This window comes from Leptolyngbya sp. 'hensonii' (genome assembly GCF_001939115.1).
GTDB lineage: Bacteria > Cyanobacteriota > Cyanobacteriia.
Genome location: NZ_MQTZ01000048.1, coordinates 61,072 through 79,169 on the forward strand (window position 1 = coordinate 61,072; position 18,098 = coordinate 79,169).

The 18,098-nt window shown below is 51.1% G+C and carries 15 protein-coding genes; 9 read left to right on the plus strand and 6 right to left on the minus strand.

Annotated features, from left to right (window positions below):
• Positions 1-507 precede the first annotated feature (507 nt).
• The 3 genes from BST81_RS20390 to BST81_RS20400 are packed head-to-tail and all read left to right on the plus strand — an operon-like array spanning position 508 to position 5,345.
• Positions 508-3,291, plus strand: coding sequence for an EAL domain-containing protein (locus BST81_RS20390; protein WP_083636977.1), 2,784 nt, complete (start codon positions 508-510; stop codon positions 3,289-3,291).
• A gap of 39 nt (positions 3,292-3,330) precedes the next feature.
• Complete coding sequence (locus BST81_RS20395; protein WP_075600356.1) at positions 3,331-3,894, plus strand: heme NO-binding domain-containing protein; 564 nt, start codon at positions 3,331-3,333, stop codon at positions 3,892-3,894.
• The gene (locus BST81_RS20400) at positions 3,891-5,345 is read left to right on the plus strand and encodes an ATP-binding protein (protein ID WP_075600357.1); all 1,455 of its coding nucleotides are present in this window, start codon (positions 3,891-3,893) and stop codon (positions 5,343-5,345) included. The genes BST81_RS20395 and BST81_RS20400 overlap by 4 nt, the downstream gene beginning before the upstream one ends.
• 227 nt (positions 5,346-5,572) lie before the next feature.
• On the opposite strand, the gene BST81_RS20410 is transcribed toward BST81_RS20400, so the two are convergent.
• Positions 5,573-5,857 (minus strand): DUF427 domain-containing protein, encoded by a 285-nt coding sequence (locus BST81_RS20410; RefSeq protein ID WP_075600359.1) that lies wholly within the window; start codon positions 5,855-5,857, stop codon positions 5,573-5,575.
• Between the two features lie 528 nt (positions 5,858-6,385).
• Between BST81_RS20410 and BST81_RS20415 the strand changes: the two genes are divergently transcribed.
• Together BST81_RS20415 and BST81_RS20420 are read left to right on the plus strand one after the other, a co-directional pair.
• Positions 6,386-7,918: an MBL fold metallo-hydrolase gene (locus BST81_RS20415; protein ID WP_075600360.1), complete on the plus strand. Its 1,533-nt coding sequence runs from the start codon at positions 6,386-6,388 to the stop codon at positions 7,916-7,918.
• Between the two features lie 66 nt (positions 7,919-7,984).
• Positions 7,985-9,040 carry a DUF2278 family protein gene (locus tag BST81_RS20420; protein WP_075600361.1) on the plus strand — a complete coding sequence of 352 codons (1,056 nt, stop codon included), beginning with the start codon at positions 7,985-7,987 and terminating at the stop codon, positions 9,038-9,040.
• Positions 9,041-9,129: 89 nt separating this feature from the next.
• Here the strand turns inward: BST81_RS20420 and BST81_RS20425 are convergent, their stop codons facing one another.
• Both BST81_RS20425 and BST81_RS20430 read right to left on the minus strand, forming a co-directional pair.
• Complete coding sequence (locus BST81_RS20425; RefSeq protein WP_075600362.1) at positions 9,130-9,912, minus strand: ABC transporter permease; 783 nt, start codon at positions 9,910-9,912, stop codon at positions 9,130-9,132.
• Positions 9,913-9,917: 5 nt separating this feature from the next.
• Complete coding sequence (locus tag BST81_RS20430) at positions 9,918-10,709, minus strand: ABC-2 family transporter protein (RefSeq protein ID WP_075600363.1); 792 nt, start codon at positions 10,707-10,709, stop codon at positions 9,918-9,920.
• 79 nt (positions 10,710-10,788) lie between these two features.
• Between BST81_RS20430 and BST81_RS20435 the strand changes: the two genes are divergently transcribed.
• Positions 10,789-11,475 (plus strand): ElyC/SanA/YdcF family protein, encoded by a 687-nt coding sequence (locus tag BST81_RS20435; RefSeq protein ID WP_075600364.1) that lies wholly within the window; start codon positions 10,789-10,791, stop codon positions 11,473-11,475.
• Between the two features lie 3 nt (positions 11,476-11,478).
• Here BST81_RS20435 and BST81_RS20440 read toward each other — a convergent pair whose 3' ends face one another.
• Positions 11,479-13,404, minus strand: a complete 1,926-nt coding sequence (locus tag BST81_RS20440; protein ID WP_075600365.1) for a tetratricopeptide repeat protein — start codon at positions 13,402-13,404, stop codon at positions 11,479-11,481.
• Between the two features lie 270 nt (positions 13,405-13,674).
• Here BST81_RS20440 and BST81_RS20445 point away from each other — a divergent pair, with 270 nt between their 5' ends.
• The 3 genes from BST81_RS20445 (at position 13,675) to BST81_RS20455 (ending at position 16,429) form a co-directional block, all read left to right on the plus strand.
• Complete coding sequence (locus tag BST81_RS20445) at positions 13,675-14,019, plus strand: DUF4870 domain-containing protein (RefSeq protein WP_075600366.1); 345 nt, start codon at positions 13,675-13,677, stop codon at positions 14,017-14,019.
• A gap of 71 nt (positions 14,020-14,090) precedes the next feature.
• On the plus strand, positions 14,091-15,557 hold the full coding sequence (locus tag BST81_RS20450) for a GDSL-type esterase/lipase family protein (RefSeq protein ID WP_075600367.1): 1,467 nt from the start codon (positions 14,091-14,093) through the stop codon (positions 15,555-15,557).
• Positions 15,558-15,580: 23 nt separating this feature from the next.
• Positions 15,581-16,429 carry a sulfurtransferase gene (locus BST81_RS20455; RefSeq protein WP_253188408.1) on the plus strand — a complete coding sequence of 283 codons (849 nt, stop codon included), beginning with the start codon at positions 15,581-15,583 and terminating at the stop codon, positions 16,427-16,429.
• Between the two features lie 58 nt (positions 16,430-16,487).
• On the opposite strand, the gene BST81_RS20460 is transcribed toward BST81_RS20455, so the two are convergent.
• Complete coding sequence (locus BST81_RS20460) at positions 16,488-16,715, minus strand: hypothetical protein (protein WP_075600368.1); 228 nt, start codon at positions 16,713-16,715, stop codon at positions 16,488-16,490.
• A 68-nt stretch (positions 16,716-16,783) separates the two neighbouring features.
• The gene (locus BST81_RS20465; RefSeq protein ID WP_075600369.1) at positions 16,784-17,884 is read right to left on the minus strand and encodes a response regulator; all 1,101 of its coding nucleotides are present in this window, start codon (positions 17,882-17,884) and stop codon (positions 16,784-16,786) included.
• Between the last annotated feature and the right edge of the window lie 214 nt (positions 17,885-18,098).

Consider the following 18,098-nt stretch of genomic DNA (forward strand, 5'->3'; position numbering starts at 1 on the left):
CCTACCTGCTTTTTCCTTGCTATTATCACTTTTTGCTATCACTACAACCACTTTATCCAGAGGCTATTTCTGGAGAAAATACACAACAATTTAGCTCAATAAAACAATTCAACATAGAGTTTGAATTGAGTCAGTCACATCAGCTTTCTAGACAGAGTGCCGATCGAACCAGTATGAGCGGGGAAATTTGCATCTTAATCTACCCCGATCGATGAAATGGAAATAGTTTATCAGCCGACATCAGCAGTTCAGAGAAGTTCTCTCTAAAGTAATTGTCAAAAGACAAATTGCCTGATACGGGGCAAACATTTTGCCTGCGTTATGAGTGAACCACTTACCCTGATGAGTCAATCAGGTATTTTCAGATGATTAAATTTCTTGTTTCAGGAAGCAAGAAATTTCAAAAACCTTATCTGGAAAACATCAGTTTAGCCAGACGAAATAGGTTGATCTGAATCCGCCTGCTGAAGGAATATTGTTCCCTGGTCAAAGAGAAGGGTCGAAACCATGACATCTGAGTTGAATGTACAAGAACTAACTTGCAGCCACTTCCATGTATCTGAGTGCACTCAAGCTTGTCCGCGCTATAATCTTTTGCCAGATTTGCTGACAGAAATCTTTCCATTTCATATTGCATTTAACCGCAATCATGAGATTGTTCAGGTGGGGAAAGTGATTCAACAACTGTATCCCAATCTGCAGATTGGTAGTCAGCTTGAGCAACATTTCCGCATCGATCGACCCAAGATTCCATTAAGTTTTGACCGCATCAGTCAGCAATCTGGAGCCTTATTTCTCCTGGAATCTCTGCACAACCGCATGAAGCTCAAGGGACAGATGATGTACATTCAATGTCCTGAAGTCATGTTATTTCTCTGCTCTCCCTGGGTTACTGATCTGGCTTCTCTAAAAGCTTTTGGACTTTCACTGAATCAGTTCGCCATCCATGACCCAGTAGTTGATTTTCTTTTCCTGCTACAAGCACAAAATACTGCTTTATCAGATGCCAAAAAATTGACTGATCAGCTCACAGAACAACGAACTGAGCTACGCAAGACTAATCAGAGACTAGCAGCGCTCTACACTGTTACCCATATTCTGACAGAATCTGCCACCTTTAATGAAGCCATGGTACAACTTCTGGAAGCCCTTTGCATGGCTCTGGATTGGCAGGTCGGTGTTTTATGGATGGTGGATCAACAGTCCAATGTCTTGAAGTGTCAGGAAGTCTGGACTACCCTGCCGGAATTCTTTGCCGAGTTCGAGACCCTGAATCGGGTGTTGACCTTTGCCCCTGGCACCGGGTTACCTGGGCAGGTGTGGGAAGAGCGCAAGACTGCCTGGATTGAAGACATCAGTTCTGACCCGAACTCTCCTCGCCGATTACATGCCGTTCACAAAAGACTCCAGGGCGTTTTTGCTTTGCCCATTCAGGATGGGTCTGAGTTAATTGGAGTGCTGGAATTTTTTAGCCATAAGCCCTGTCAGCCTGATGATAGTTTATTAGAAATGATGACTGACATCAGTATTAAAATTGGTCAGTTTGCCCAGCGAAAAATTATTGAAACAGCATTAATTAAACAAACAGAAATTTCAGAAAGCTTAAAATCAATTCTGGATAGCATGGGCGACGCCGTGATTGTGGCCGATGAACAGAAAAACTTTTTGGTCTTTAATCCGGCAGCGGAGCGCATGTTTAAAACTCAGCCCCACAATCTGACCCACAATCAGTGGTTGCAACAGGTCGAGCTTTATCAGGACGACCATATAATTCCGTTTCACCCCGAAGATTTGCCCTTAGATCGGTCCATTCGGGGGGAAGAAGTGAATGATGTTGAAATGCTCGTCTGCCAACCCCATGCCCCCGACGGGATCTGGATTACAGTCACAGGTCGGCCCATCAAAGATAAAGATGGGGTAGTCAAAGGAGGGGTTGTGGTCTGTCGAGACATCACGGAACGCAAACGGGTCGAAAAGCAACTATTGTATGATGCGTTCCATGATGGATTAACCGGTTTGGCCAACCGGGTTCTGTTTATGGAACGCTTGCAGCACGCCAGTGCCATGGCCAAAAGGAATAAAACCTATCTGTTTGCGGTGCTGTTTCTTGATCTGGATCGCTTTAAGGTGATCAACGATAGCCTTGGTCACATGGTGGGCGATCAGTTGCTGATTGCCATTGCCCGCAGGCTGGAAGGCTGTCTCCGTGAAGGGGATACCATTTCCCGCTTGGGTGGAGATGAGTTTGCTATCCTGCTCGAAGGCATCAAGAACAGTGACTATGCCACTCAAGTTGCGGAACGAGTGCAAAGGGAACTCATGAAGCCGTTTATGATTAACGGGAATGAAATCTTTGCCAGCACTAGCATTGGGATTGCGTTCAGCACGAATGAGTATGGGCAACCGGAAGATCTACTCCGGGATGCAGATACGGCCATGTATCACGCCAAAAATATGGGTAAGGCTCGATACCAGATTTTTGATTCCGCTATGCACCTCCGAGCAGTGAAACTGTTGCAGTTGGAAACGGATCTGCGACGGGCGATCGAGCGTCAGGAGTTTGAGGTTTATTACCAGTCTATAGTGTCGCTGAAAACCCAGAAGATCACAGGCTTTGAAGCCCTGGTCCGCTGGAAACATCCCGAGCGAGGGTTCATTTCTCCCGTTGAATTCATCCCGATCGCAGAAGAGACCGGCTTAATTCTTCCCCTGGGTTCCTGGGTTCTTCAGGAAGCCTGCCAGCAGATGCGTCGCTGGCAACAGGAATTTCCCAATACCTTCGGTTTAACGATCAGTGTCAACATCTCTGGGAAACAATTTTTCCAGGAGGATTTCACCGCTCAAATTCAGCACATCCTCAAGGAGACCGGGCTTAATCCCCGCTGTCTCAAGTTGGAAATTACCGAAAGTATCTTTATGGACAATGTGCCCTCGACAACAGCCACATTGTTGGATCTGCAAGCTTTAGGGATTCAGCTTTCCATGGATGACTTTGGGACAGGGTATTCCTCTTTAAGCTACCTGAATCGATTCCCGATCGACACCCTGAAGATCGATCGCTCCTTCATTCAAGTGGTCGATACCGATATTGAGAAACTGGAAATTGTTCGCACTGTCGTCTTGCTGGCTCAGAATTTGGGTATGAACGTGGTAGCGGAAGGGGTGGAAACCGCCAGTCAACTGGATCAACTGAGGGAACTGAACTGCGAAAGTGCCCAAGGATATTTCTTTTCAAAACCCTTGACCTGGACTGCCGCAAGAACTTTGATTAAGGAAAGCCTAACGCTATAACGTCTTCAAGTACCCACACTGTTCTACAAGGAGGATTCTATGTACGGCTTAGTCAACAAAGCGATCGAAGATATGGTCTGCAGCCACTTTGGTGAGGAAACCTGGCAAACCATTAAACAAAAAGCAGAGCTGGAAATTGATGCCTTTATCAGCATGGAAGGCTACCCTGACGATGTCACCCACAAATTGGTCAAAGCCGCCAGTGAAGTCCTGGGCTTATCAGCCTCAGAAATCATGCAGGCTTTTGGGGAATATTGGGTGACCTACACCGCCAGTGAAGGCTATGGTGAAATGATGGAGATGAGTGGGGACAATCTACCGGAATTTCTGGAAAATCTGGACAACCTGCATGCCCGTGTGGGTGTCATTTTTCCGCAACTGCAGCCCCCTTCTTTTGACTGCAGTGAGCAGACGGAAGAATCTCTCCATCTCCACTACTATTCCAGCCGCGAGGGTTTAGCCCCGATGGTTGTGGGGTTGGTAAAAGGACTGGGAACTCGATTTGATACTGAAGTCGATGTCACCCAGACCCAAAGTCGGGAGACGGGTGCTGACCATGATGAATTTCAGATCAACTACAAAGCCAAAACGGATGAATCATGATGACGCCCCACCTGAGTCTTTCCCCCTCTCTATTTGCCCGTGCCTTTCCCTTTCACTTTATATTTAATCGGGAGGGGGAAGTCATTCAGGCTGGAGAGGTGATGCAGCGCATCACCCTAGATGGATTAATTGGCAGTCAAGTTGAACAGTACTTTCAAATTATTCGCCCTAAAGTCGAGTTCGACTTTGAGGCCATACACAAGCAATCTCGCTCTCTTTTTCTGCTGGAATCCCTCCACAATGGGATGCAACTCAAAGGGCAAATGATGCTCCTGGAAGATCAGGAGGTCATGTGTTTTCTGGGGTCTCCCTGGGTGACGGATACGGCTAGCCTGGGACCTCTGGGGCTAAAGTTGAAGGATTTTGCCATTCATGACCCGATCGTGGACTTCCTGTTTCTCCTGCAGGCCAAAAATACGGCCCTCATGGACACCAAAAAGTTGACCGATGAACTGACCCAGCAACAGGCCCAGTTACGGAGTGCCTTGCAAATTAAGGAAAGTCTGGCAGAAATTGCTGAAGCGCAGGCCAAAAAGCTGAAAAAGGCCCTGCATGAGTTGCAGAATACCCAGACCCAATTAATTCAAACAGAGAAGATGTCGGGCCTCGGGCAACTCGTCGCCGGGATTGCCCACGAAATTAACAATCCCATTAATTTTATCTACGGTAATATCCAGCATGCCAATGAATATATCCAGGATTTAATCGGGCTTTTGCAACTCTATCAACAGTCCTATCCAGAGCCCAGATCAGACATTCAAGCCCGAACCGAGGAAATAGATATTACGTTTCTGCTGGAGGATCTGCCCCAACTCCTGAATTCCATGAAAGTGGGGACCGATCGCATCCGTCAGATTGTCCTGTCACTGCGCAACTTTTCCCGGCTGGACGAGGCGGAAATGAAGGCTGTGGATATTCATGAAGGTATTGATAGCACCTTACTGATTTTGCAAAGCCGATTAAAAGCCAGGGGAGACTGTCCAGCAGTCAAAGTGATCAAAAATTATGGCAATTTGCCCCTGGTGGAGTGTTATGCCGGACAACTGAATCAGGTGTTTATGAATCTGCTGAGCAATGCGATCGATGCGTTGGAGGCTCCCCAACCTCATCATTCCCGATCAGGAACGAGCTGTCATACCAGCACCATCACCATTACCACAGAAGTCGATGACTGTGATCAGGCCGTCATTCGGATTGGGGATAATGGACCCGGCATGACCGAGGCCGTGAGAGCCCGATTGTTTGATCCATTTTTCACCACCAAGCCCGTCGGTAAAGGCACGGGCCTGGGCCTATCCATCAGCTATCAGATTGTTGTTGAGAAGCATCAGGGAACGCTCCATTGTATTTCTGAACCCGGTATGGGAGCTGAGTTCCGGATTGAGATTCCCCTGCGGCGGTTCACCGATCGTGAGACTGTGCATCAGGCCAGGGCCTATTCCATTTCCTGATAGTTTTGAATGGGCACGCGGCAGATCCAAAACAAGGCTGGATTCAAAACCATCAGCGGTTTGGCAACAGACGAAGTGCGCGATCGGCAGATGAGGGCAGATTCTGATCGGGATATTGCCTGGGTTCACCCCGGACGGGAGCAGTTTGGCCCCCAATGCAATCAGAGCCTAATTAGAGCCTTGCAGCCCGTTTCCCCGGCTTGGAGAGCAAACTGCAAGGCACCCCCCTACTTCTCGACCTGAACGCCTTTCCAGAAAGCGACATAACCAGTAATATTCTTGGCCGCATCCTTGGGTGTGGGATAGTACCAGGCTGCATCAGGGTTAACTTTGCCCCCTACTTCCAGGTTGTAGTAGCTGGCGACCCCTTTCCAACCGCAGGTCGTGTGGGTGTTGCTTTCCTTGAAATATTCCTTGTGAAGGGCATCGGGTGGGAAGTAGTAGTTCCCTTCCACCACTTCACAACGATCGCTCTCGGCTAAAACAGCCCCATTCCAGATTGCTTTCGACATAGGGTTTTCTCTAGAGGTTTCTTTTCCTATTCTCTCCAAACTTTTAGGAGGGAACAAGTTTATTCCGCTTCAGGTCAGTCTATATCTCTCTCAGGAGAACCCTAGCGTCAAGTTGTAGCTCTCTAGGGTTGTGCTGATATCCGGCGGCAGGTTGTCAATTTATTATTTCTGAGAGTAAATTAGAAGGGCTGGAACTTTCCTGTTGATTGATCCTGAACAGGATTTACGATGCAGACCATTCCCTGCCCATTGAATTTCACGCAGCTATACAGTGGGCTAGTTGCATAGCCCTCCCGTTGCTAGAGGTATACGGGGATAGCCCAGGGGAGGATTCAGGCTAGAACGAGGTTGCAATGGATCATACCAATGAATCCTTGGAAAGGATGCGTTAGGTTAAGCACTCAAAATACTGGATCCGAGCCTATGGGAGCAACTGGAAGTTGGTATTCCTTTGCCCAATAGCTATTGTCGAAAAGCTTTGCCATGAACACATCCCATCTAATTCAAGCATAGGGAATTAGGACAACCATGGTCAGTCAATCTGTGATTAATGTTGATCTCGCTGATGTATTTGAACAGCCCGATCGCAAGGGTTTTCTTCATACTCTCGCCTGGGGAGATTATGTTGAGGTGCTGGAAACCACTGATACCTATCTGCGGATCAGCACCGTGAAGTATGAGGAGACAAGCAACGGCAGTATTCTGCCTGTTAAAACTGAAGCCTATATTTGCCCTACCAAGTCCTCTAACCTGTCGCCTGCTGATATTGCCATTCCCCAAGCAGACAGTAAAGTTCTCAAGGTCAATTTTGTCGATGTGCAACAGGGCGATGGCGCGGTGATTGAGTCACCAGACGGGAAGATCATTCTGGTAGATGGTGGCGATAACCAGCTCTTCGCCCGCTATCTGGCCGCCCGGTTTCGGGGGACAAGCCTAACAAATCCCAAATCGATCGACTGCATTCTCGTCACCCACGGTGATGCAGACCATTTCGATGGGCTGACCCAAATTCATGCATCGGAAACCAATCCTGAGCCGAGAAAACGGCTCTTTATTGAGCCCAAACGGGTCTATCACAACGGTTTGGTGAAGCGTCCGAGCAAGGACAAACACAACAAAACCATCCCTGAAAAAGAACTGCTGGGGCCGACCCAAGTTGTGGATGGCGAAACAATCCTCACGGGACTGGTAGAGAGTTTGCTGGATGTGCCGAATGAGGAAATGAACCAGCCCTTTCGCCAGTGGAAGGAAGCCCTGAAAAAATGGAATGACCGGAGCAACATTGAGTTTCGCAGGCTCTCCTTTGGGGAGAAGGATGCCTTCGATTTCTTCAACAATGGTGACCTGGAGATCTCTGTTCTGGGGCCGTTCGTGACCGAAAAGGGATCAGTGAGGGGACTCAAATTCCTAGGCAATCCTCCTAAAGGACCCCGAATCGGGCACGAGTCCATGAGTTTGGGGGAAGCCGACTTCAAAGGCTTTTCAGCCTCCCACACCATCAATGGTCATTCCATTGTCTTCCGACTTCGATATGGTGGGTTTAGCTATCTATTCTGCGGCGATCTGAATGATGAAGCCAGCCGTATCCTGGGCCGCAAGCATCAGAAGGGCGAAATTAATCTCCGGTCTGAGGTCTTCAAGGTGCCACACCATGGCTCAGCAGATTTTTCTGGGGCTTTCTTTCAGATGGTTTCCCCCATTGTGAGTGTGATTTCCAGTGGCGATGAATCGGCGAAGCAAGAGTATATCCATCCCCGTGCCACCCTGGTTGGTGCCCTCGGACGACATTCCCGAGTTGATGAGCCCCTCATCTTTGTCACCGAGCTCGTGGCCTTCTTCAACCTTGAAGGTTGGGCAAGTTTAACGGATCAGAAAAAGGCCGAAAAGAGAGGGGAGTTTTTCGCGTTCAGCCGGAGGGCCTACGGCATCGTGAAGACCCGCACAGATGGCACTCGCCTGCTGGTCTACACCGACAGTGGCAAGACCAACATGAAGGAAGCCTATTGCTACTCATTAGACCAGAACGGCTTGCCAGTGCCCGCACCCCTGGTGAGGGCATAAGGACCTGCAAGCAGCCCACCGCATCGATCGCCTCATCCACAATCAATTTTTACAATGGAGTGACCCATGAAGAACTACGGTGTTTTGAAAGGAATAGCTGTCAAATACGAGCGAGATGACGACAAAGATCCTCACTCAGAGCTGCTCATGAACGTTAAGGGCGTGAGTTATCGGATCGCCATTAATGTGCGATCGAGTCGGGGTCCAGTCCACCAGCGGTTGGTCGAGTATTTGATTATGCACGACATCAAGCATCCGATCGTCGATCGGGCGCGAGAATTACCTGAAGGGTGGAACGATCTGGAAGATGGGATCAAGGATGGGGCTGCGATCGACTACATTCGCAGTAACATTTTCCGGGCAACGGACATGAAACCAATTACCCATTTCGCACCGGGTCCAAACAACGATCTATTCGAACACGTAGAAGATCTGTTGCAGCGTGCTATTCACGAGGATGGTGCAGTGGTGTATGCATTTGGTGAACGCTGGGGGCCTGAACAAAATAAGCAGGATGCTTACTTCGGCTTTCTGCCGGGCAATGGGGTCCACTTGATTCACATGAACCAGGGGGGAACTGGGGAAAATCATGGGACTTTCCATGACGGGGCACTGATCATCGATTTCCCGAAATCGGGCACGGCTTCAGCCCTGTTTCTGAAGTTCCAGAACCAGATCTGGCACACGGATGAGGGAACTGCGACCCCCATTGTCCATGCTCCAACTGTACCTGTTGTCCCGATTCCAGGCAGTGGCACGATCGAGCCCTGGCCTGTGGTGGCCTCGGATTCGCCCTACCATCTGGCTCGCATCATTGCTGCCATGGTCAATCCTCGTTCCGAGGATCCGGGTCGCGAGTTCGTGACGATTCTCAACATCGCAGACCAGGCGTTAGACCTAACTGGCTGGCAGATTCTCGATAAACAGGACAAGGCGGACACTCTCTCCGGTTCGCTTCAGCCCGGTGAAGCGGCTATTTTCCGGCTCAGCGGCAAGGGGGCACAACTGTCGAACAAGGGCGGCACCATCACCCTATTGGACTCCCGAGGACTCAAGGTAGATGGGGTAGCCTATACCAAGGATGAGGCAAAGGCTGAGGGTAAACCAATTGTTTTCTCGTGAGCCAAATTAAGGATCACGAATTAAATAAGATGAATAATTAGGGTTTGGGGGCTTCGCCCCCAAACCCCTACTTTATTTAGGTTTCGATCCTAACTAGAAGCACTGGTATAAAACCGAAGTGCAAATCGCCAGAAGATACTTGAAGCAATGAATAATAGTAGGGCCAGTAATCCTGCACCAGCCAGCCAGGGGAGTTGTCCCCGACCCAGGATGGCTTCAGCCGGAATGCTGGTCAGAAAGGCTACGGGGACCACGAATGTGAAGAAAAACCGGTAGATTGCCGGGTAAGCGACGATCGGGTATCGGCCCGCTTCAATCAGCCCCCGCAGGACTTCCGTGACATTGTAAATCTTGACAAACCAGATGCTGGTTGCCCCCAGCATGAACCAGAGGCTGTAAAGGCTGACGAGACCAAACAGCACTGGGATACTGCCCAACAGGTAATTGTCCCAGCGCAGGTGCAACTGGCTACCAGCATAGCCCAGCAACATCAGGGAGAAGCACAAATCCGGCAACCCCCAGAGGGAAACGGTATGGGCCGACAGCCAGAACTGGGAGTTAATCGGTCTGAGCAACACAAAATCCAAGGTGCCCTGCTGAATATGATTCACAATGCGATTCAGGTTGGGGGCCAGGAAGGTGCTGGAAAAACCCTGGAGCAGGGTGAAGAGGCCCAGGACAACCAGGGCCTCTTCCCATCGCCAACCACTAAAGCTATAACCGGTGCGATAGAAGAGGAAGAGACCAAACAGGCTGCCGACAAAATTTCCCAGACTGGTCAGGGTCGCCAGCAGGAAATTCAGGCGATATTCCATCTCGGCGGCGATCGCTGTACTCCAGAAGGTCCCCAGCAATTTGATATATCTGAACATCTGAATCAGGCTCCCATGCCCGAATATCGTTTCAAACCCTGTCGCCAGAGCCAGCGATTGATCACCAGGAAGGTTCCGCCCCAGGCAAACACAACCAGGAACGCCCGTCCCAGATCCACCGGCAACCCTACCAGCAGGGCTGCCGGGAAGTAAATCATATAGGGAAAAGGTGTCCAGGAAAGAATTTCGCGCATCAGAGGAGGAAAGATTTCGAGCGGGGCAATGAGGCCAGACAAGAACAGATACAGCAGGAACCAGAATTGTTCGATCGCCGCTGCCCGTTCAATCCAAAAGGCAAACAGGGCAAAGGTGTACTGAATAACAAAGCGCAGGCAGAAAGCCATCGTCACAGCCAGCAGGAACAGGACAAAATTCAGCAACGTCGGGACCCAAAACGCTTCGGGGTAGAGAACAAAGAAGAACCCGACCAGGAGGAGGGCAAAGGGAAGACGGGCAAAGCGTTCGGCAAAGTGGGAGATGAAATGGTGCCAGACGGGATCGATCGGCTGCAACAGGCGGGGAGAGAGTCGGCCTTCGACCACTTCTTTCTCAAACTCCCAGATCACCCAGACAATACTGAACTGACGGGCAATAAAGGCTGCCAGAAAGTAGCGGGCGAAATCCAGAGGGGTGAGGCCAAACTGCCCCCCCTGGGCTGCCTGCATCCAGGCTCCCATCAGAATAAAGGGCAATACTCCGGCCAGCGTCCAGAGCAGCAGTTCAGCCCGGTATTCCAGCATGTAGGCGTAATAGACGGACAGTAAGACTTTGGTAATCCGAAGTAGTCTGGAGAACATGGGTTTGGAGGGTGCTGCCTTTCTATTCTGAATCGATTTCAGGTACTCTAGTCAATCGACAGTTATCAGTCACTTGAGCATGCAACATCCCCTTAAAAAGATCACAGTCCTGTGGGAGGATTTCTTCTGGTATCTGCGGTGGATTGTGTTGGCGATCGTGGCCACAGGGATTATCTTTCCCCTCTTGATGAGCGCCTATGTCTACCTGACGACACGCGATCGGCGTTACCTTGAGGCTAGAACTGTGCCCTCGGAACCGGTGGCGATCGTCTTTGGGGCTGGGGTCTACACGGATGGAACCCCCACGGCCATGCTGGCCGATCGGCTCCAGGCAGCGGTCCAACTGTACAAATCAGGGCGGGTCCAGAAGCTCCTGATGACGGGCGATAACAGCACGATTTACTACAATGAAGTGATTGTGATGCAGCAGTACGCCATCCGGCTGGGGGTGCCCGCTGAAGACATTACCCTGGATTATGCCGGTTTCAGCACCTATGAGAGTTGCTACCGGGCCAGGAGGATCTTCGGGGTGTCCCAGGCGGTTCTGGTGACGCAGCATTTTCATCTGGCCAGGGCGATCTATACCTGCGATCGGTTGGGTGTAGAATCCATTGGCCTGGGGACACCGGACTGGTCCACCTATGGTCAGTGGACGATCTTCCCCTACGCCATTCGAGAGATCATGGCCACGGTCAAGGCCCTCTGGCAGGTTCATGTCACCCGGCCCAAACCCACCTTTCTGGGTCCCTTTGAAGGGATCAAATAACCCTCACGGGGAAAGGCAGGCGAAGGGAGGGGGAGCGCCTTTTTTAGAGGGGGGGCGTTGGCTGGATCGGGCCACCTGGCGCGCTTTGGATAACAAGGCTGCCATTTGCTCGCTGCCCTGCGGAGCCTCAATCGCCGTCACAGCCATAGCCCCCAGGATCATGGCTTTGGTGAAGGAGTCAGGAATTTGTTCGGCTACCTGCAGGGCCTGATCGGCCTGACCCTGCTGCTGCAGCATCACGGCTGTGACCCCCAGTAAGGTTGACTTCAACTCCGGCCCGGTGACAATGCGGGTAATATTCGTGAACTCGTCCGGGTCATTGATCCGGAGATTGTCCGGGAATCCATTGATCAGCTTCAGAGCCCGATCGTACTCCCCAGCTTTCAGGAGAAGAGTCGTGATTTGGATCAGCGCCTCTGTTTCCATCCTTTGCTCCCGGATGGTCCGGGCCACCTGTAACCCCTGGTCGTACCGTTTGGCCGCCACCATTTCCAGGGCCACCAGCCCCAGAACCCGATCCTTCACGTTGGGCTGCCGAATCATTTGGGTCACCTTCAGGGCCTGCCCATACTGACCCAGTTTGGCCCAGTTGAGGGCCAGTTCTCTCTGAACCTGGGGTTTCTCATAGGACTTGGGGGGAATCTCCGGAGAGTCCAGCAGTTTCAGAACCTGTCGGAGCAAGGAATCTGCCTTTTCAGGCTGTCCCGTTTCCAGGGCAGCGACAGCGAGACTATTGAGCATCACAGCCCGGAACTCCGGTTCTGGGATCTGTTCCGCCAGCTTCAAGGCCCGATCGGGCTGCCCCCGCTTCCAGAGCCGATAGGCTACGGCAGTCTGGGCATAGACCTGGGTATCCAGAAACGGGATCGTCTCTGCCACTTCAAGGGCCCGATCGTACTCCTGCTGTTCAGCCAGGGCAACGGTAATATTTCTCACGGCCATGGCCCGCCACAATTTGTCCTGCAGGAGGCGGCTGGTCTGCAGGGCAAACTCAATCTGCCCATTGCGGGAGGACTCGGTTACCAGCTTGATCAGCAGGTACTCCCGTCCAAACCCCTTACCGGACATCTGTTGGGTCAATTGCAAGGCCCGATCGTACTGGCCCATTTCCACCAGTTTTGTCACAACCTGCAGAGCGATCTGATTGTTGCCATAGGCCACCCGATCGCGGGAGGTTTGCTGCAGTTCTTCTATGAACTGGGCAATTTTCAGGGCTGGCTCTATCTGCCCCCGCTTGATCAGCCCGTCTGTCGTGGACTCCAGCAACATGACAACTTGAAAATTGCCCTGATATTGTTTCAGCAACCGCTTCGCTTCGGAGTACAGCGGCTCCGCCTGCCTCAGGTTGCCCTGGCTTTCCAATTGTGCTGCCAGGGAGAACAGCAGAATGGGTCTCATGGTTTTATCCGTAATCTTTTCAGCCAGGGATAGGGCTTTCTCTGGCTGGCCTGCGGCGGCCAACTCAAAACTGATCACGGCCAGGGCCTGTTGCTGGAAGTTTTCGCCCAGGGGACTGAGGGAAAAAGGGGGAGGGCCGCTGTCGTTCATATCCCTTAGGGCCTGGGCTACAGTCAGGGCCAGATCGAAATTCTGTGCTTGAGCCAGTTCCGCCACCAGGTAAACCTGGACCATCGATTTCGGGGTAGCGTCCTGAATCTCGGTTGTTAATTGCAAAGCCCGATCGTATTGCCCGATGTTAGCCAAGGCTGCCGCCAGATTGGCCAACAGAGAATCTTCTGGGGTACAAATATTAAAATAAGAGAACCGAGGTTTGCTGGGATGGCTCCGGTCAAGCTTGTCTGGAGATGTGGCAGATGGTGGCATTTGAGCAACGCCCAACCCTTGCAACCCTGGCATCAGGATCATCAGGGAGGTTAAGGTTAGCGCCACCCCAGTACCGGAAAATCGGAAGTTGTGAAATAGGCTCATAAGCGACCGCTTGCATGAACTGAAAGCAGGACAGAAACCGTCAGTAGAATCACTATCAGCACAATCTACACCTATGATGATTCGGGCTACGGAAAAGGCATTAATATACTTAATGCCATAGAAAATTTCTTATCGTATTAAATTCCATTTACATCCAGTAAAGGTGTGGAGTTCCGTCCCCATGCAGGGGGTATACCCTGCATCTCCCATACCGCGTCTATCCGGGAAGCGCTATAAAATAGACTTGAACGAACCAGATTGCGGGGATTTATGTACGACAATGATAAGCGCAAACTCTTTTCAGCGCTCAGCCACGGTTCCATCTTCTTCAGTGCAACCCTGGTGGCGATCGGGGTGCCGATCGCATTTTTAATCGTCTCTGATGATCCTGTTGTTAAGGATAATGCCAAAGAAGCGGTTAACTTCCATTTGAATGTCTGGTTTTACGGAGCGATTATTGCAGCCCTGTCTTTTGTCACTTTTGGGCTGTTTGGTTGGGTCTTTGGTCCCTTCTGGTTTCTGTTGCACTGGGGCCTGACCATCTGGGCCATTATCCACTGTTTGGGAAATACAGAGCAGCCTTACCGTTATCCCTTCATTTTCCGCCCCCTTTAAATTTCCGAAAAATTGTCCTGATTTCCCCTGGCCAGAATAGCAAGATAGGGCAGGCAATGTGAAATTCCCCTATGAGCAGTCTGTATCTTCTGGCCACAGGCATTTTGATCAATGGTCCTCTCGCTGATGGGACCAAACCTTTTGAACCTCCAGTTTTACCCGATCAGGTTCCAGCGGTGTCGGCTCCAGACGCAAAGGACAATGCACCCAACCTTTCTGCCCGATCGAGCGCACCAGATCAGGGCACGGCCTGCCTGGAGTTCAGCCCATCTCCCTGTGCACCCCAGGCTCAAGACTCTGCTCAGCCCATCAGTCAGGACTTGAGTCTGGAGCTTTCGGATGCGGTAACTCAATCCCTGGCTAATCTGGTGGAGCAATGGGGCACTGTACAGGCATCCCAATCCGAGCTATCCGCTAAATCTCTGGCCCAGGAGCCCGTTAAACTGGCTGGCATGCCAAATCAGTCTGCTGTTCGGCAAACAGATTCAGATCCCAATCTGGAGTTTGCCGATGCCGTGGCCCGATCGCTCTATCGGCTGGCAGAACAATCTGTCCAGACTCAGGCTTCCCAGGTAGAATCCATATCCGCCCCGATCGCCTCATCGCTGCCTGCCACCAAATCCGTGGATCCCCTACTGCCACCAGTGGCTCAGGTGAAGCCAGAAATGTCCAGGACCCTGACCGAATTCTCCAAAGCTTTAGGGCCAGCCTCTGGTATTCAACTCTTTCAACAACGAGCTGCCGCCTTGAAGTCAGGAAGATTATTTACCCGCCTGTCTCCCGATAGCTACCGATCTCGCTGGGTTCAGGCCAAAGGACAGCCCACCTATCAACAGTGGAAGCAGTTGCTAGCTCAGGAGGCCAGGGCAGTGTCCAGAGGGAAAGGAAACAACCGACTCTCGGTCTTGCTGGGAGATTCCCTCAGCCTGTGGTTCCCGTCCAACCGTTTGCCAGGAAGCCAGTTCTGGCTCAACCAGGGGATTTCTGGAGATACTTCGGCGGGTGTGTTGCGTCGTCTATCTGCCCTATCTGGCGTTCAGGCTGACACGATTTATCTCATGGTCGGCATTAATGATCTGCGCCGGGGGATTGGGGGTCAGCAGATTGTGGCCAACCAGCGGCGAATTGTGCGGGAACTGCGACAAAGCCATCCCCAGTCTCAGATTATCCTCCAGTCAGTTTTACCAACCGATCTCGCCACAGTTTCGAATCAGGAAATTCGCTGGATTAATCAACAGCTCGCTGCAATCGCTGCCGAGGAAGGGGCGAGTTATCTCGATTTGCATACCCTATTTGTAGATGGAACCGGTCGGATGAATCCAGAGTTCACTACAGATGGACTGCATTTGAATCCACGCGGCTATGAAATGTGGCAGTGGGCCATCAATCAGGTGGATTCCCAACTGATCTATGCCAGGGGACGGCAACAGGGGAAAGTCAGGACGGTCAGCGATCGCCGCCTGAGCCCACGCCTGAACCTGATTCCCAACAGCCTTCTGGTGCCAGAAGTTGCCCATAGCCTTTCCTGGAGTAGCTAGATTAGGGCAAAATTGATCATTCCATGTTTGAAGGCAATATGACCCAGACCCATCCTGTGGTTTCAGCAGCGTGGCTGCAGCAACATCTGGAGAATCCGGGAATCGCGATCGTCGATTGTCGCTTTTCCCTCATGGAACCAGCAGTAGGGCAACAGCAATATAGCCAGAGCCATATTCCAGGGGCACATTACCTGGATCTGAATCAGGATTTGTCCGGGCCAGTGGGTCAGCATGGGGGGCGGCACCCGCTACCTGATCCGGTTTTGCTGGCCGAGAAACTGTCAGCACTGGGGATTGATTCAGAGGGACCGGCTGGGCCAACTCTGGTCGTGGCCTATGATGATGCCCGGTTTGCCTATGCAGCCCGACTCTGGTGGCTGCTGCGCTACCTGGGGCACGATCGGGTGGCTGTGCTAGATGGGGGTTGGTCTGGGTGGCTGGCAACTGGCTATGGCACAACAGAAGTTATCCCAAAACCCAAGCCAGGTCACTTTATTCCCCAAGTTCGCTCAGATCATGTGGTGGATATTGAGGCGGTAAAGAAATTACGGGATCAACCGGGCGCTGTGTTGATTGATTCCCGGGAGGGCGATCGCTATCGGGGAGAACGGGAACCGATCGACCCGGTGGCAGGTCATATCCCCGGTGCGGTTAATTATCCCTGGCAGGAAGTTTCGGACGGGCAGGGGTATATCAGAGCGATCGAGGAGCAGAAACAGCACTGGGCTCAGGTGCAGACAGATGATCCGATCGTGGTCTACTGCGGGTCTGGGGTGACTGCCTGTGTTAATCTGCTCTCTTTGGAGTTGGCCGGGATTACTACAGGAAAGCTGTATGCAGGTAGCTGGAGTGATTGGTGTAGCTGGCTTTAATTGTGAATGTATGTTGAGCTTGTAAACACAAGTATAGCCTTGGTCACAACATCAAAGGCTATCGCATCACCTGCAATGTGCCCTGGCGTACCTGCTCAATCACCTGTTCAATTAATTCCAGTTCCTCGTCTGTGGTCTCTTCATGCAGCAGAGCCTGTCGTAGCTGCTGCCGATCGGTCATGGTCAATAAGCCATTGGCTAGGACTTGAGCCACAACAGGCTTGATATCAAATGGTGAAGCTGCACCCTGGGTAGATGGGAGGTAATCGGTAGCAAGGGAACTCATAGAAATACGGGTATAGACCTTAACAAAATTGTAAGGAATATTCTCGGAGAAGGATAGGGCTTTAAGGGTCAGGTTAAGGCCAGCTTGAGGATGATCTGAACCGATGTTCCCTTACCAGGCAGGCTGTCAACCGTAAAGCCCCCATCCTGAACTTCCAACATCCGCTTCACGATCGCCAACCCCAACCCACAGCCCTGCTGCTCGTACAAGCGACGCTCAAATTGCATGTAGGCTCCAATATTGTCGATCTGCTCGGTGGTCATTCCCTGGCCCTGATCGCTCACCACCAGATGGTAAGCCCCGTCTAGTTGCTTGCCCGTCAGTTGCACAGGGGTGCCTGCTGTTGAAAACTTGAATGCATTGTCGATCAGCTCTTCCGCTATTTTTTGCAGGTCTTTACCAGCCAGTAAAACTGTAGCCCGTTCCAGATCCAGTTCCAGGTCAGCTTCTCGGTGATAGTGGGCCGCTTTTGAGCGTGCAACCTCTTCCACAATGGAGGGGATATAGGATTCAGCTCGATTGGTCCGCAGTTCAGCCAACCGCTGCCGATCGGTCATGATCAATTCCAACTGGGCAAATAGCAGAAAATTCTTGGTCAATCGAAGCAGTCTTGCGGCTGAGGTATGGAGAATCTGTAATAGTTCCAACCCTTCCCCTTCATTAATAGACCCATGCTGGCTGATCAGCAGTTCTGTAATTCCAATGATGCCGTTTAACGGCGTATTCAGCTCGTGGGGGAGCGATCGGGCAATACTCCCCCGTAATTCATCCAGCTTGGTTTGGGTTTCCTTTTGCCGGATTGTCTTTTTCTGCAATTGGCTGGTAACTGCCTGTCGTAACTCATCAACCGTAAAAGGCTTTGTGAGGTAATCTTCAGCTCCCAGGGTCATCCCTTGCCGAATATCAGAGCGACTCACCTTGGCCGTCAAAAAGATGACTGGAATGGTAGCCGTATCCCAGTCTTGACGAAGGGTCGAGAGAAACTGGTAGCCATTCAACTCAGGCATCTCAATGTCACATAGAACCAAATCTGGCATCTGAGTTTTGGCCACCTGCAATCCGACCCGACCATTCTCTGCAGCGATGACGTCATAGCCATCTAATTCGAGAATTTCCACGATTGACTCGCGGATAATGGGTTCGTCCTCAATTACGAGAATTTTCGTCATCGGGCCTGTCTTGGGTTCCTATAAAGCTAGTTATATAGATTTGGAGAAAAATTGCAATAGATAAAGTTTTTGTCAAAGCAAATTACTACATTCTTAACATCTTCACAATAAAAAACAGGACAGCCTATCAAATTAGCAGTCCTTCTAAAATTATCCCCTAATCCCCTGGCGTCCTAACGGGGCTAACAGGAGAGAACCCCAAAGCCAGAAGCCA

Coding starts and splice junctions, on each gene's coding strand:
- BST81_RS20390 (WP_083636977.1), top strand. CDS start 508: ATGACATCTGAGTTGAATGTACAAGAACTAACTTGCAGCCACTTCCAT.
- BST81_RS20395 (WP_075600356.1), top strand. CDS start 3,331: ATGTACGGCTTAGTCAACAAAGCGATCGAAGATATGGTCTGCAGCCAC.
- BST81_RS20400 (WP_075600357.1), top strand. CDS start 3,891: ATGATGACGCCCCACCTGAGTCTTTCCCCCTCTCTATTTGCCCGTGCC.
- BST81_RS20410 (WP_075600359.1), bottom strand. CDS start 5,857: ATGTCGAAAGCAATCTGGAATGGGGCTGTTTTAGCCGAGAGCGATCGT.
- BST81_RS20415 (WP_075600360.1), top strand. CDS start 6,386: ATGGTCAGTCAATCTGTGATTAATGTTGATCTCGCTGATGTATTTGAA.
- BST81_RS20420 (WP_075600361.1), top strand. CDS start 7,985: ATGAAGAACTACGGTGTTTTGAAAGGAATAGCTGTCAAATACGAGCGA.
- BST81_RS20425 (WP_075600362.1), bottom strand. CDS start 9,912: ATGTTCAGATATATCAAATTGCTGGGGACCTTCTGGAGTACAGCGATC.
- BST81_RS20430 (WP_075600363.1), bottom strand. CDS start 10,709: ATGTTCTCCAGACTACTTCGGATTACCAAAGTCTTACTGTCCGTCTAT.
- BST81_RS20435 (WP_075600364.1), top strand. CDS start 10,789: ATGCAACATCCCCTTAAAAAGATCACAGTCCTGTGGGAGGATTTCTTC.
- BST81_RS20440 (WP_075600365.1), bottom strand. CDS start 13,404: ATGAGCCTATTTCACAACTTCCGATTTTCCGGTACTGGGGTGGCGCTA.
- BST81_RS20445 (WP_075600366.1), top strand. CDS start 13,675: ATGTACGACAATGATAAGCGCAAACTCTTTTCAGCGCTCAGCCACGGT.
- BST81_RS20450 (WP_075600367.1), top strand. CDS start 14,091: ATGAGCAGTCTGTATCTTCTGGCCACAGGCATTTTGATCAATGGTCCT.
- BST81_RS20455 (WP_253188408.1), top strand. CDS start 15,581: ATGTTTGAAGGCAATATGACCCAGACCCATCCTGTGGTTTCAGCAGCG.
- BST81_RS20460 (WP_075600368.1), bottom strand. CDS start 16,715: ATGAGTTCCCTTGCTACCGATTACCTCCCATCTACCCAGGGTGCAGCT.
- BST81_RS20465 (WP_075600369.1), bottom strand. CDS start 17,884: ATGACGAAAATTCTCGTAATTGAGGACGAACCCATTATCCGCGAGTCA.